Annotated in this window: 12 protein-coding genes; 8 read left to right on the top strand and 4 right to left on the bottom strand. The window is 66.2% G+C overall.

Annotated features, from left to right (window positions below; all coding sequences use genetic code 11):
* The first annotated feature begins 1 nt into the window (after position 1).
* Both C6A86_RS16880 and C6A86_RS16875 read left to right on the top strand, forming a co-directional pair.
* Complete coding sequence (locus C6A86_RS16880; protein ID WP_233212895.1) at positions 2-799, top strand: ergot alkaloid biosynthesis protein; 798 nt, start codon at positions 2-4, stop codon at positions 797-799.
* Complete coding sequence (locus C6A86_RS16875; RefSeq protein ID WP_105362069.1) at positions 796-1,389, top strand: TetR/AcrR family transcriptional regulator; 594 nt, start codon at positions 796-798, stop codon at positions 1,387-1,389. The genes C6A86_RS16880 and C6A86_RS16875 overlap by 4 nt, the downstream gene beginning before the upstream one ends.
* Here C6A86_RS16875 and C6A86_RS16870 read toward each other — a convergent pair.
* Positions 1,371-2,531 (bottom strand): PrsW family intramembrane metalloprotease, encoded by a 1,161-nt coding sequence (locus C6A86_RS16870; protein ID WP_311100796.1) that lies wholly within the window; start codon positions 2,529-2,531, stop codon positions 1,371-1,373. The genes C6A86_RS16875 and C6A86_RS16870 overlap by 19 nt on opposite strands.
* A 211-nt stretch (positions 2,532-2,742) precedes the next feature.
* On the opposite strand from C6A86_RS16870, the gene rpsA reads away from it, so the two are divergent.
* Both rpsA and coaE read left to right on the top strand, forming a co-directional pair.
* The gene (gene rpsA / locus C6A86_RS16865) at positions 2,743-4,188 is read left to right on the top strand and encodes a 30S ribosomal protein S1 (protein WP_105362067.1); all 1,446 of its coding nucleotides are present in this window, start codon (positions 2,743-2,745) and stop codon (positions 4,186-4,188) included.
* 87 nt (positions 4,189-4,275) lie between these two features.
* Complete coding sequence (gene coaE, locus C6A86_RS16860) at positions 4,276-5,439, top strand: dephospho-CoA kinase (RefSeq protein WP_105362066.1); 1,164 nt, start codon at positions 4,276-4,278, stop codon at positions 5,437-5,439.
* A 10-nt stretch (positions 5,440-5,449) separates the two neighbouring features.
* Here coaE and C6A86_RS16855 read toward each other — a convergent pair whose 3' ends face one another.
* From C6A86_RS16855 to C6A86_RS16845, 3 genes are read right to left on the bottom strand one after another with little or no spacing between them, the layout of a single operon-like run.
* The gene (locus tag C6A86_RS16855) at positions 5,450-6,004 is read right to left on the bottom strand and encodes a hypothetical protein (RefSeq protein ID WP_105362065.1); all 555 of its coding nucleotides are present in this window, start codon (positions 6,002-6,004) and stop codon (positions 5,450-5,452) included.
* A complete protein-coding gene (locus tag C6A86_RS16850; protein WP_105362773.1) occupies positions 6,001-6,519 on the bottom strand; it encodes a DUF402 domain-containing protein in 519 nt (172 codons plus the stop codon). Before C6A86_RS16850 ends, C6A86_RS16855 begins: the two co-directional genes overlap by 4 nt.
* A gap of 1 nt (position 6,520) precedes the next feature.
* Positions 6,521-6,814 (bottom strand): hypothetical protein, encoded by a 294-nt coding sequence (locus tag C6A86_RS16845; protein ID WP_105362772.1) that lies wholly within the window; start codon positions 6,812-6,814, stop codon positions 6,521-6,523.
* A gap of 72 nt (positions 6,815-6,886) precedes the next feature.
* On the opposite strand from C6A86_RS16845, the gene uvrB reads away from it, so the two are divergent.
* From uvrB to C6A86_RS16825, 4 genes are all read left to right on the top strand, one after another.
* The gene (gene uvrB, locus C6A86_RS16840; RefSeq protein WP_199196139.1) at positions 6,887-9,061 is read left to right on the top strand and encodes an excinuclease ABC subunit UvrB; all 2,175 of its coding nucleotides are present in this window, start codon (positions 6,887-6,889) and stop codon (positions 9,059-9,061) included.
* Positions 9,062-9,101: 40 nt separating this feature from the next.
* Positions 9,102-10,505 (top strand): MFS transporter, encoded by a 1,404-nt coding sequence (locus C6A86_RS16835; RefSeq protein ID WP_105362770.1) that lies wholly within the window; start codon positions 9,102-9,104, stop codon positions 10,503-10,505.
* A gap of 61 nt (positions 10,506-10,566) precedes the next feature.
* Complete coding sequence (locus C6A86_RS16830; protein ID WP_105362769.1) at positions 10,567-11,319, top strand: DUF899 domain-containing protein; 753 nt, start codon at positions 10,567-10,569, stop codon at positions 11,317-11,319.
* A 343-nt stretch (positions 11,320-11,662) separates the two neighbouring features.
* Positions 11,663-13,768: a cellulase family glycosylhydrolase gene (locus tag C6A86_RS16825; protein ID WP_311100795.1), complete on the top strand. Its 2,106-nt coding sequence runs from the start codon at positions 11,663-11,665 to the stop codon at positions 13,766-13,768.
* Positions 13,769-13,808: the final 40 nt, after the last annotated feature.

The following is a 13,808-nucleotide window of genomic DNA, read 5'->3' as shown; positions in this document are numbered from 1 at the left end:
AGTGATCGACGGGTTGCGCGGCGAGCGCGAGCTTTCCGTGCGCACCGCAACACGCGCCGCGGCAGCGCCGACGGACTTCGAGCACGTGCGCTTCGACTGGTCGGACCCCGCGACCCACCGTGCCGCGCTGGACGGCGTCGAACGTATCTACCTGGTGGCCCCTGTCGGGGTGGCCGATCCGATCAACATCGTCGGTCCGTTTCTGGAGCGCGCGCGCATAGGTGGCGTCCGGCGCGTGGTCGTGCTGAGCTCATCGGCTGTGGAAGCGGGCGATCCCGGTCTCGGCGAGGTTGTCGCCGCGGCCCGGGATGGGTTGCCCGAGTGGGAGATTCTGCGGCCGTCATGGTTCATGCAGAACTTCGTCGGGCAGCATCCCATAGCCGATGCGATCCGTGACGGCGGCGAGTTCTACACGTCCGCGGGAGCCGGCCGCCTGCCCTTCATCGATGCCCGCGACATCGGCAACGTCGCCGCACATCTGCTGGCGGCGCCGCGCGCGCACAATGCCGAGCACCGGCTTACCGGCCCCGAAGCGCTGAGCTACGACGCCGCCGCCACGATCCTCGCGGCCGTCACCGGTCGGCCCGTGCGGCATCACGCTGTGAGCACCGATCAGCACATTCGTGTTCTGGTGGACGCCGGATATGCCCCCGAATTCGCGGCAATGCTCGCCAATCTGGACGCGCGGGTGCGTGCCGGTGCGGAGTCCGCCGTCGCGGACACCGTCGAGAAGCTCACGGGGCGGAAACCGCGATCGTTCCGGGACTTCGTCGCCGCGCAGGACGGCGTGCGGAGATGACCGGCGCGCCGGGCAGGCCGCGGGATGCGCGGGTCACCGGCGCCATCCTCGACGCTGCGCTGACCGAACTGGCAGAAAACGGGTTTCGCGGATCGTCGATGGACGGAATCGCGCGGCGCGCGGGGGTCGGAAAGGCGGCGCTGTACCGCAGGTGGACGTCCAAGGCTGAGGTGGTCGCCGCTGCCATGAAGACCGTGAGCGGCACCGATGCACCTGTGCCGGACACCGGTTCGCTACGCGGTGATGTCCGGGAGCTGCTCGACGGCGTCGTTGCCTGGCTGAGTGACCCCCGGACCCGGCGGGTGTATCCGGACCTACTCGCCGAGGGTCAGCGCGACCCGGCCCTGGCGCACGCCCTGATGGAGTACATCGGCACGCCGCGGCGTCGACGGGGGCACGCCGTGTTGGAGCAGGCCGCCGCGCGTGGCGAAGTGTCCCGGGCGGCGGACCGGGAACTGCTGCTGGACGCCCTTGGGGCGCTGGTCTTCTGGCGCCTGATCGCACTGAACCGACCGGTGTCCGCCGAGCATCTGGACCAGATCGCCGATGCCGTTGTTCTGCTGGCCGACGGTCAGCCGGAAATCCGGTAGCCGGCCAGGTACTGCAGGGTGGGCGCGGCGGCCGCCCGCGCCGCGTGCACGCGGTAGGACTCCTCGGTCAGCAGCGCGTGCACCCGATCGTCACCGAAGCCACGGTCGATGCGGTCACGGATGAAGGCCAGCTCGACCACCTGGGTCGCGAAGGCCTTCACGTCCTTGCCGGCAGCTTTGCCGCCGTGCCGGGTCGCTGCACCGATGGCCAGCTTGCGGTTGCGGATACTGCCCAGCCAGCTCGCCTCGTTGGCGGTGATCAGGTTCGCGGCCACCATGTTCGGCAGTTTGGCGGCGACCACCAGCTGCTCGCGACGCCGGCTGCGCACCGCCAGCCAGATCGCCAGCCCGAAGATGGGCATCATCCACAACAGGTAGACCAGGAAGTAGGCCTCGATTCCGATCACCGAAGACCCGTTCCACAGCGCGTGCATGACCACCGCGGCGATGTAGCCGGCGCCGATGCAGGCGACCTTGCCGATCAGATGGCGCTGTTTGAGCGCGAAGTAGACGCCGATCGCGAGCATCGACAGGAACAGGGAGTGCGCGAAGGGCGCCATGATCAGTCGCAGCGCGGCGGTCACCAGGGATGCGGCCAGGTCCTCTCCGTTGGCGATGTAGAGAACGTCCTCGAACCAGGCGAACCCGGCGCCGATCAGGCCCGCGTAGACCAGGCAGTCGGTCAGCGAGTTCAGCTCGTGGCGGCGCCGGCCGGTCATCATGATCAGCAGGAACAGGCCCTTGGCGGCTTCTTCGATGATCGGTGCGCGCAGCGCGGTCGATTCGAAGCCCTCCGGCAGCCCCGGGGTGGGCAGGAAGACCGCGTCGGCCCACAACTTGAGGGCCAGCGACAAGATGATCGCCACCGACGCACCCCACAGGAACGCCAGGATCAGCAGCCGCGGCGGCTCGGGTTCCCAACGGTCCAGCCACAGATAGCAGGCCACGACCACCGCGATCGCGATGCTGGAGAGCACGAACCCGATGGTCGTGCCGACCGGATTCGTCGCGGTCAGCAGGATCATCAGCAGGCCGACGATGACGCTGAGCCCGATGATCACCGCCAGCGGCGCCCCGACCTTGCGGACGGTCGGCGGCCAGGTCGGCAGATGGGGGTGCGGAGGCTGGGGCGTCACGGACACGTTCAGGAGGGTAACCAGGCCGGGGCTTCGGGGTCCGGGTTTGTCCAGCGTGTACCGGTTCTAGTACCCTTGACCAGTACCTGTGTGCCCGGTCATGTCTTGGGCCCCGCGGGCACACCGCATATCGGGGCGACGATGCTGAACTGCCCTGTGTGCAGCACAAATGCAGACACTGTCCCTACGATTAAACCTGTCCGGAGCAACCCACCACATGCCAAGTCCCTCCATCACCTCGCCGCAAGTAGCCATCAACGACATTGGCTCGGCTGAGGACTTTCTCGCCGCTATCGACAAGACCATCAAGTACTTCAACGATGGCGACATCGTCGAAGGCACCATCGTCAAGGTCGACCGCGACGAGGTTCTTCTCGATATCGGTTACAAGACCGAAGGTGTCATTCCTTCGCGCGAACTCTCGATCAAGCACGATGTCGACCCCAATGAGGTCGTTTCCGTGGGCGATGAGGTCGAGGCCCTCGTTCTCACCAAGGAGGACAAAGAAGGCCGCTTGATCCTGTCCAAGAAGCGCGCTCAGTACGAGCGTGCCTGGGGCACCATCGAGGAACTCAAGGAGAAGGACGAGGCCGTCAAGGGCACCGTCATCGAGGTCGTCAAGGGCGGCCTGATCCTCGACATCGGCCTGCGCGGCTTCCTGCCCGCATCGCTGGTCGAGATGCGCCGGGTCCGCGATCTGCAGCCGTACATCGGCAAGGAGATCGAGGCCAAGATCATCGAGCTCGACAAGAACCGCAACAACGTGGTGCTCTCGCGCCGCGCGTGGCTGGAGCAGACCCAGTCCGAGGTGCGCAGCGAGTTCCTCAACCAGCTCACCAAGGGCGCCATCCGCAAGGGTGTCGTGTCCTCGATCGTCAACTTCGGCGCCTTCGTCGATCTCGGCGGCGTCGACGGCCTGGTGCACGTCTCCGAGCTGTCCTGGAAGCACATCGATCACCCGTCCGAGGTCGTCACCGTCGGCGACGAGGTCACCGTCGAGGTGCTCGACGTCGATATGGACCGCGAGCGGGTTTCGCTGTCGCTCAAGGCGACTCAGGAAGATCCGTGGCGTCACTTCGCCCGCACCCACGCCATCGGCCAGATCGTGCCGGGCAAGGTCACCAAGCTGGTGCCGTTCGGTGCGTTCGTCCGCGTCGAAGAGGGCATCGAGGGTCTGGTGCACATCTCGGAGCTGTCCGAGCGCCACGTCGAGGTCCCGGACCAGGTGGTCCAGGTCGGCGACGACGCCATGGTCAAGGTCATCGACATCGACCTGGAGCGCCGCCGCATCTCGCTGAGCCTCAAGCAGGCCAACGAGGACTACACCGAGGAGTTCGACCCCTCGAAGTACGGCATGGCCGACAGCTACGACGAGGCCGGGAACTACATCTTCCCGGAGGGCTTCGACGCTGACACCAACGAATGGCTCGAGGGCTTCGACAAGCAGCGCACCGAATGGGAGGCCCGGTACGCCGAGGCCGAGCGTCGGCACAAGATGCACACCGCGCAAATGGAGAAGTTCGCCGCAGCCGAGGCGGAGGAAGCGGCTCGTCCGTCGACCTCCAGCAGCTCGTCTCGCCCGGAGGGTGAGTCCGGTGGTGGCTCGCTCGCCAGCGACGCTCAGCTCGCCGCGCTGCGCGAGAAGCTCGCGGGCAACGCGTAACAAAGACACTCTTCGCCGAGTGAAGCCGCGCAGCACGTCCTCACGGATGTGCTGCGCGGTTCTTTTTGCACCTGTTAGGGGAGCATCATGCTGAGGATCGGACTGACCGGTGGAATCGGTGCCGGCAAGTCGACGGTGTCGTCCACGTTCAGTGAGCTCGGCGGCATTGTCGTCGACGGCGACATCATCGCCCGCGAGGTGGTCGAGCCCGGGACGGAAGGCCTGGCCAAACTCGTCGACGCGTTCGGCCGGGACATCCTGCACGACAGCGGGGAGTTGAATCGCCCCGCGCTGGCGGCCGTCGCGTTCAGCGATGACGAGAAGCGTCAGACGCTGAACGGCATCGTGCACCCGCTGGTGGCGCATCGGCGCTCCGAACTGATCGAAGCCGCCTCCGAGGATGCCGTGATCATCGAGGACATCCCGCTGCTGGTGGAGTCCCAGATGGCGCCGATGTTCCCACTGGTCATCGTGGTCAATGCCGATGCCGAACTGCGCGTCAAGCGACTCATCGAATACCGCGGGTTCACCGAGCAGGATGCCCGGGCCCGCATCGCGGCTCAGGCCACCGAGGAGCAGCGCCGCGCCGTCGCCGATGTCTGGCTGGACAACTCGGGCAGCGCCGGCGCGTTGGTGGAACAGGCCCGTGGCCTGTGGCACGGCCGCATCGTGCCGTTCGCGCACAATCTGCGGCTCGGACGACCCGCTCACGTCGAGCCGGCCGTGGTGCCGTCCGACCCCACCTGGCCCGATCAGGCGCGCAGGATCGTGGCGCGGTTACAGACCAGCTGCGGGCACCGGGCCGTCCGCGTCGACCACATCGGTTCGACCGCGGTGCCTGGCCTCGACGCCAAGGACATCATCGACGTCCAGGTGACCGTTGCCTCGCTGGAGATTGCCGACGAGCTCGCCGAGGGGCTGCTGGCCGCGGGGTATCCGCGGGTGGCCGCCATCACCGCGGACAATCCGCACACGGCGGATACTGCCCTGTGGCACAAGAGGTTTCACGCCTCGGCCGATCCGGGTCGGCCGACACACGTGCACATCCGGGTCGACGGCTGGCCGAATCAGCGCTTCGCGTTGTTGTGTGTCGACTGGCTGAAGGCCAATCCCGGTGTGCAGCAAGACTATGTGGTGGCCAAGCAGGAGGCGCTGCGTGCGCCCGACTACGCGGAGGCCAAGGAGCCGTGGTTCCTCGACGCGTATCACCGCGCCTGGGAATGGGCCGAGACCACCGGCTGGCGCCCCTGACGCTGGTGCGTCACTCCGCGGGAACGGCCTCCGAGGCAGGCTGCGGCGGATAGTCCGGGATGCCGGCCTCCGGCGCGGGCAGGCCGCTCGCCGGATTGTCCAGCGGTGCACCACACTTCATCACCCCGTACAGCGGATCGTCCTTGGCGCGGAACAGTCGCGGCGCGATGAACTGGTCGGCCTGCGCAACGATCTGGTCGTCGACCAGGATCTCGCAGTGCAGGTTCGAACCGTACGGCCACTGGATGGACAGCTCCATCCCGGCCAGATTGGGATCGGACAGCACCGTGTTCACCTCGAACGTCTGACCCGGCAGCATGGTCGGCTGTTCGCTGTTGACGTTCTGATCGTCGGCTTTGTAGGCGACGACGGCGCCGCGCGAGGTGCCGTCCGCGCGGGCCCGGTAGGTGACGTTGTGCAGCAAGCCGGGTGCCGGCTCGGTCACTTCGGGCTGAGTGGGTTCGACATCGGGTTCGGCATAAGCAGGTGCGGCAACCAGTTGGGCCGCGAACAGCAACGTGGCTGCCGCGGCAGCCGTCACTCCTGAACGCCTGGTGACACTCATGATCTTGACTTTACCGCTCGCCAGGTCAGCGTCACATCGTGTCCGTGCAACCACCTATCCAGGTCATAGTCGTGCCGGGCCAGTCCGTCCACCGTGGCAACGGCCGTCGCAACGGCCTGCTCGGCGCTGGTGGCGTCCAGCAGACCCTCAGAGACCGCGGCGAACAATTCGTCGATATCCGTCAGTTCGACGTCACGGCCGGTGCGCAGCACCAGATCCAGGTAGTGATCCTCGGCCTGCCAGCGTTCGGCACCCGGGGTGTATCTGCCGATGTCGAGGTAGAAGTCCTGGTCACGCTCGTAACCGGGGTTGAAGTGGAAAACGGTGGCCCGCAGATTGAGCGCCGGCAGCAGCCAGGTCTCCAGATAGTGGAACTGTGCGCGCCCCGGTGCAGGCCGGGCCATGTACAGGCCCCATGGGCGCACGACGAATTCCTCGACATCGCGCACGATGCCCTTGGGGTCGGTGTTGGTGCGGCCGCTGAGGTCGAACGTCTCACGTTTCGGTGGGTGCACGTCACCGCCGCCGGCGCAGGTCCAGCACGCGCGGGCCCCTACCGGCCGGACGCGTCATCAATCGCAGCACGGCGCCGATCACGATGGCCAGCCAACAACCGGTCCACAGCAGGTCTGCGGCTTCCAGCCAGCTGCACTGGCGCGACGGTCGCAGTCCGCCGTCGCCGCACGTGGAGCCCAACCGTGCGGCGATCTCGCCGGGGCCCGGCCATACCAGCAGTACCGCGCAGGCCAGGCCTGCGACCAGCAGGATCAGCCCCAGCAGGCGCACTGCAACACGCACGGGTTCGGCCACGGCGTCACCGTAACGCGCACGCCGCGCCGGCGGGGAATGAACTTGTCGGACCGCACGCTTAACCTGGAGACCATGGCTTTCGCGACCGAACACCCCGTGCTGGCGCAGTCGGAGTATCGACCTGCTGCCGACGCCGTCGACGGCGTGGTGCGTGCCGGTGGACACTTCGAGGTGGTCAGTGAGTACGAGCCGGCGGGGGACCAGCCGGCCGCCATCGCCGACCTGGAGCGCCGGGTGCGTGCCGGTGAGCGCGACATCGTGTTGCTGGGTGCCACCGGAACCGGTAAGTCGGCGACCACCGCGTGGCTCATCGAGAAGTTGCAGCGCCCCACGCTCGTGATGGCCCCCAACAAGACACTGGCCGCGCAGCTGGCCAACGAACTGCGGGAGATGTTGCCGCACAACGCCGTCGAATACTTCGTGTCCTACTACGACTACTATCAGCCGGAAGCGTACATCGCGCAGACCGATACCTACATCGAGAAGGACAGCTCGATCAACGACGATGTCGAGCGGCTGCGGCACTCGGCCACCTCGAGTCTGTTGTCCCGCCGCGACGTCGTGGTGGTCGCCTCGGTGTCCTGCATCTACGGCCTCGGCACCCCACAGTCATACCTGGACCGGTCGGTTGAGCTGAAGGTCGGCGACGATGTGCCCCGCGACGGGCTGTTGCGCCTACTGGTGGACGTGCAGTACGACCGCAATGACATCGCGTTCACCCGGGGGTCCTTCCGGGTGCGCGGCGACACGGTCGAGATCATCCCGGCCTACGAGGAATTGGCGATACGCATCGAGTTCTTCGGTGACGAGGTCGAGGCGCTGTACTACCTGCACCCGCTGACCGGCGATGTGGTGCGCAAGGTGGACTCGGTGCGGATCTTCCCGGCCACCCACTATGTGGCGGGGCCGGACCGGATGGCCACGGCGATCTCCAGCATCGAAGCCGAACTGGAGGGCCGACTGGCCGAGCTGGAGGGCCAGGGCAAGCTACTGGAGGCCCAGCGGCTGCGGATGCGCACCAACTACGACCTGGAGATGATGAAGCAGGTCGGGTTCTGCTCGGGCATCGAGAACTACTCCCGTCACATCGACGGCCGCGGCGCCGGAACGGCGCCCGCCACGCTGATCGACTACTTCCCGGAGGACTTCCTACTCGTCATCGACGAGTCACACGTCACGGTGCCGCAGATCGGCGGCATGTACGAGGGCGATATGTCCCGCAAGCGCAACCTGGTGGACTTCGGCTTCCGGTTGCCGTCGGCGGTCGACAACCGCCCGCTGACCTGGGAGGAGTTCGCGTCCAGGATCGGTCAGACGGTGTATCTGTCGGCGACGCCGGGAAACTACGAGATGGCCCAGGCCGGCGGCGAGTTCGTCGAACAGGTGATCCGCCCGACCGGACTGGTCGACCCGCAGGTGCACGTCAAACCCACCAAGGGCCAGATCGACGACCTGATCGGCGAGATCCGCCTGCGCACCGAACGTGATGAGCGGGTGCTGGTCACCACGCTGACCAAGAAGATGGCCGAGGACCTCACCGACTACCTGTTGGAGATGGGCATCCGGGTGCGCTACCTGCACTCGGAGGTCGACACACTGCGCCGCGTGGAGCTGCTCCGGCAGCTGCGGCTGGGTGAATACGACGTGCTGGTCGGCATCAACCTGCTCCGCGAGGGCCTGGACCTGCCCGAGGTATCGCTGGTGGCCATCCTGGACGCCGACAAGGAGGGTTTCCTGCGGTCGGCTCGCAGCCTGATCCAGACCATCGGCCGCGCGGCCCGCAACGTGTCGGGTGAGGTGCACCTGTACGCCGACAAGATCACCGACTCGATGAGACAAGCCATCGACGAGACGGATCGCCGCCGCGCCAAGCAGATCGCCTACAACGAAGCGCACGGCGTCGACCCGCAGCCGTTGCGCAAGAAGATCAACGACATCCTCGATCAGGTGTACCGCGAAGCCGATGACACCGAGGCCACCGTCGACGTCGGCGGGTCGGGACGCAACTCTTCCCGCGGTCGCCGCGCCCAGGGCGAGCCCGGCCGTGCGGTCAGCGCCGGGATCGTTGAGGGACGCGATACCGCGAACATGCCACGGGCCGAGCTGGCCGACCTGATCAAGGATCTCACCGAGCAGATGATGACTGCCGCGCGCGATCTCCAGTTCGAGCTCGCCGCGCGCATCCGCGACGAGATCCAGGATCTGAAGAAGGAGCTGCGCGGTATGGATGCGGCCGGCCTGAAGTAGCACTTGAACTCAACAGCGGTTGAGCTTCTAGGTTGAGGGTGTGACCGACACTCAAGCGTTGACCGGCGGCAGCTGGCGTGACCTTCTCGGGCCGAAAAACCTTGGCGCCGCGACGGTTCTTGCCGGTGGCGTGGCGCTCTACGCCACCAACGAGTTCCTGACGATCAGCCTGATGCCCAGCGCGGTGGCCGAGATCGGTGGCCACCGCTATTACGCATGGGTGACGACCGTCTATCTGGTCGCCTCGGTGGCCGCCGCGACCACCGTGAGCGCCACGCTGGCGCGGGTGGGCCCGAGATCGGCCTACCTCGGTGCGCTGACGGTGTTCGGCCTGGGCAGCGTGCTGTGTGCCGTTGCACCGACCATGGAACTACTGCTGGCGGGCCGCACGGTGCAGGGTGCCGCCGGGGGGTTGCTCGCCGGTCTGGGCTACGCCGTGATCAACGCCGCGCTGCCCCGCGCCCTGTGGACCAGGGCGTCCGCCCTGGTGTCGGCAATGTGGGGTGTGGGCACCCTGCTGGGCCCGGCAGCCGGCGGGCTGTTCGCCCAGTTCGCCTCGTGGCGTTGGGCATTCGGGGCGCTGTTCATCCTGACCGTTGCGATGACCGTGTTGGTTCCGCTGGCGCTGCCCGGCCGGGTCCGGGCGGACAGCACGGCGGTGACCCGTATTCCGGTGTGGTCGCTGATCCTGCTCGGCGCGGCTGCGCTATCGGTCAGTGTGGCGGGAATCCTGCCCGACCTGTTGTCCACCGCCGCGCTGCTGGCCGGGGCATTGGCCCTCATCATGGTGTTCCTGGCGGTCGACCGTCGGCGGGTGGCCGGGGCGAGCGTGTTACCTCCCACGGCGTTCCGGCCCGGGCCGCTCAAATGGGTGTACCTGACGCTCGGTCTGCTGATGGCGGCGACGATGGTCGACATGTATGTGCCGCTGTTCGGGCAGCAGCTGGCCCACCTGGCGCCGCTGACGGCCGGATTCCTGGGTGTCGCCCTGGCCGTCGGTTGGACGGCCAGTGAGATCGTCAGCGCCTCGGTGGACCGACGGAGCTCGGTGGTGCGCATCGTGCTCGTGGCACCGCTGGTGATGGCGATCGGGCTGGGTGCCGGCGCTCTGCTGGTGCGCGACGGAATGCCGGGGTGGCTGGCGCTGCTCTGGGCGCTCACCCTGGCGGTGACCGGAATTGGGATCGGGATGGCGTGGCCGCACCTGTCGGTCTGGGCGATGACCGGTGTCGACGACCCCACCGAGGGGCCGGTGGCGGCCGCGGCGATCAACACCGTTCAGCTGATCTGCGGCGCTTTCGGCGCTGGGGTGGCCGGCGTCATCGTCAACCGCGCCGCCGGGGCCGAGGCTGCGGCCGCGCGCTGGCTGTTCGCCGGTTTCGCGGCGCTGGCGGTGGTCGGTGTCATCGCCTCCTGGCGCGCGGGTGGTCGAACGCCGAGATGAGTCTCGGGGCGTCGCGGAGTCTGCACACCAGGGTCCCCTACGACTTCCGCGAGGAGCATCTATGTCGCACAGCGCCGGTTATCCCGACGTCGTATCCCGAGAACGATGGTTGGAAGCTCGCCTGGAGCTGCTGGCCGCTGAACGGGCGGCCACCCATCTGCGTGACGCCGTCAACGCACAGCGCCGGCGGCTTCCCATGGTCAGGGTCGACAAGGACTATGTCTTCGAGGGGCCGTGCGGCCCGGCTCGGCTCATCGACATGTTCGAGGGCCGCCGACAGCTCTACGTCCATCACTTCATGTGGCTCGACGAGATCGATCAGGGGTGCCCCAGCTGCACTGCCGCCGCCGATCTGACGTTCACCGAATCCGACCGGGCCCTGCTCCATGCGAAAGGTGTGACCTTCGCCTGTATTTCGCGCGCTCCATACCCCAGCATCGCGCGTTACCGGGATGCACACGGTTGGACGTTTCCCTGGTACTCGACCTGTGATGGTGACTTCAGCTATGACTTTCACGTCACCTTGGATCCGGCACGTGCTGCGGTGCAGTACAACTACACGTCGCACGATGAACTGCGCCGCGATGGATGGACCGAGCGCGACCTCCGCGGTGACTGGCCCGGCGCCAGCGTGTTCCTGCGCCGCGGGCGTGAGGTGTTTCACACCTACTCCACCTACGCGCGCGGCCTCGACCATACGGCGGTCGGCTACCCGTTCCTGGACTTGACGCCCTATGGGCGCCAGGAGCCCTGGGAGGACTCACCGGCGGGTTGGCCACAGGCCGGGATCGCGGTCGGTATGCCGCATCAATAGTGACCTCAGCGAACCTTTCCCACATTCCAGGATGGTGCCCCGGTGGGGGCACTGAGGCCCGTACTTGACACGTGTTTCCTACGTTCCGTAGTAGCACGGGTGTCCGTTGATCGTACGACGCGCGAGAAATTTGCTGAGCCGTCACTCGGTTGGGTGTTATCGGGCTGCTGTGGTCCAGGTGAACCCATGATGCACATGGGGGCAATGGCCTCTAACTGGGCTGTTGAGCAGGCAGGGGCGGGCGAGGGGGCCCGTGTGTCGCCGCGTTGCGCTCTCGATCGGTTTGCTAGAAATACAATTTCAGGTACACGTATGGATATTGCGGACCAGTAAATTATTTGCCGTGAAATCGGCTGTTATTGCGTGCTCGGAAATGGCGATATTACTTGCAGGTAAGTTGCGCAAATATGCCGCGCTTCGGCTAATTTCCGAGCAGTGTCAAGTCTGGCATTGGTTGGTGTCGCGTCCTGGGAATTGGGTGGTCAATATGTGGAAATGCGTCCCACCGTCGGTGCGGGGTATCGCGAACAGAGCGGTCATCGGGGTGACCACGGCGGCGCTGGTCGCGGCCACCGGCAGCCATTTCGTGATGCCCGAGGCGAAGCAGCTCGTTTCGTACGAGGTGATGAATGTGGCGGCGATCGACGAGTCGCCGACCACCGTCGGCATTGCCGACTCGAACATCTACTTCACCGACAGCCTCGAAGAGGTGATGGAGCACCTCGACCTGATCGAGTCCCTGGGTGTCAAGAATGTCCGGCTCCTGGTGCCGTGGGTCTTCATCCAGCAGCAGGATCCGATGGGCGGGCCCGTGGACTGGGATCAGGACCTCGACTGGGCGAAACTCGACCAGATCGTCCAGGAAGTCGACCGTCGGGGCCTGGGCATCCTGGGCGTGCTGCAATGGTCACCCGACTGGGCCACCGAAGGAACGGTCGGCAGCGGGCATCCCACCGATGTACAGGATTTCGCCGATTTCGCGGCCGCGGTCGCGGAACGCTACCGCGATGAGATCACCGCCTACGAGGTGTGGAACGAACCGAACGCCTCGTTCTTCTGGAATCCGATCGACCCGGCTGAGTACACCAATCTGCTGAAGGCGGCCTACACCTCGTTGAAGGCCGTAAATCCGGATATCACGGTGGTCGGCGCGGTGGTGAGCGCCACGCTGACCTGGGGCGACACCACTATGAACCCGGTCGATTTCGTCGCAGCCATGTACGAGGCCGGCGCCGACGGCTTTTTCGACGCCATCTCGTTTCACCCGTACAACTTCGACACCAAGTTCTCCGAGCAGGATGACCTCGACTGGCGGGAGTTGATGCCGCTGTTCCAGGTGCAGAAGATCCGTGAGTTGATGGATCAGCACCTTGCGCCCGGGGAAGAACAGCTCAAGATCTGGATCAGTGAGTACGGCTTGCCCACCAGCGTGGTGACACCGGAGAAGCAGCTCGCTTTCATGACCGATCTGCTGAATGCCTGGCAATCATTCTCCGGTGGCGGCCCTGTCTTTCTGTACACCACCAAAGACGATATGAGTGCCATCGGAGATGAACGATTCTTCGGGCTCTTCGACGAGAACGGGAATTTCAAAGGCGGTGACGCGGCATTCCAGGAATTCAAGCGGCTTATCGACTGCCTCGGTGGTTGCTCGCCGACGAACCCGTCCAACCCCGTGGGGTCGCTGCTGCAGTTCCTTCAACAGGTCATCACCCAAGTCCTGAGCTTCGTGCCCAACCTGGTAGCTGGAGTCGTTTCTGCGGTATCGAACCTGATCAGCTCGATCTTGAACGGACTCTCCGGGCTTGCGGGAGGATCGGCCGCGCCGTCCGGGGTCGTGGGCGCTTCGCTGCGTACCGCCATGGCAACCACCGATGCGGACGTGGCCACCGATGCCCCGGTGACCGGTGATCTTGAATCGATCGGGGCCGGCGCTGAGGCAATTGGCGCAGAGGCGGCGGTGGAAGAGGTCGCGGTCGCCGAGGATCTGGTCGCCGTTGAGGAAGTGGTGACGGAAGAGGTTGTCGCGGAGGTTCCGGTGGTTGAGGAAGTGGTGACCGAAGAGGTCGTCGCGGAGGTTCCGGTGGTTGAGGAAGTGGTGACCGAAGAGGTTGTCGCGGAGGTTCCGGTGGTTGACGAAGTGGTGACCGAAGAGGTCGTCACGGAGGTGCCGGTGGCCGAAGAGGTGGTCGATGAGGAGATCGCCGTCGAGGTCCCGGTGACCGAAGAGCCCGTCGCCGAAGCTCCCGGAACCGGAGACGTCGTGGTCGAGTCGCCCGTCACGGACCCGACCGCCACCGACGACGGGACGGGCACGTCCGTGGATGCAGCGGCGGACACCGAGGAGCCGGCCGCCGAGACGAAGGTGACCCGGTCGGCGCCCAAGGTCGGCGTGGGCAGCACGGCGCCCAAGCAGCGGGCGGTGCGCAGCGTCCGGTCGAGCGCCTAGGAGCGGCATTCAAGCTTGACGACCGGACCTCTCGAGCGCA

It is taken from the genome of Mycobacterium sp. ITM-2016-00316 (assembly GCF_002968335.2).
GTDB lineage: Bacteria > Actinomycetota > Actinomycetes > Mycobacteriales > Mycobacteriaceae > Mycobacterium.
Note: the sequence above shows the minus strand (reverse complement) of the source record. Positions and strands in the feature narration are given on the sequence as shown.

Bases quoted from the DNA above. Each gene is read 5' to 3' on its own strand.
- uvrB (WP_199196139.1), top strand. From the start codon at position 6,887: ATGGCTTTCGCGACCGAACACCCCGTGCTGGCGCAGTCGGAGTATCGA.
- rpsA (WP_105362067.1), top strand. From the start codon at position 2,743: ATGCCAAGTCCCTCCATCACCTCGCCGCAAGTAGCCATCAACGACATT.
- C6A86_RS16830 (WP_105362769.1), top strand. From the start codon at position 10,567: ATGTCGCACAGCGCCGGTTATCCCGACGTCGTATCCCGAGAACGATGG.
- C6A86_RS16855 (WP_105362065.1), bottom strand. From the start codon at position 6,004: ATGAGTGTCACCAGGCGTTCAGGAGTGACGGCTGCCGCGGCAGCCACG.
- coaE (WP_105362066.1), top strand. From the start codon at position 4,276: ATGCTGAGGATCGGACTGACCGGTGGAATCGGTGCCGGCAAGTCGACG.
- C6A86_RS16875 (WP_105362069.1), top strand. From the start codon at position 796: ATGACCGGCGCGCCGGGCAGGCCGCGGGATGCGCGGGTCACCGGCGCC.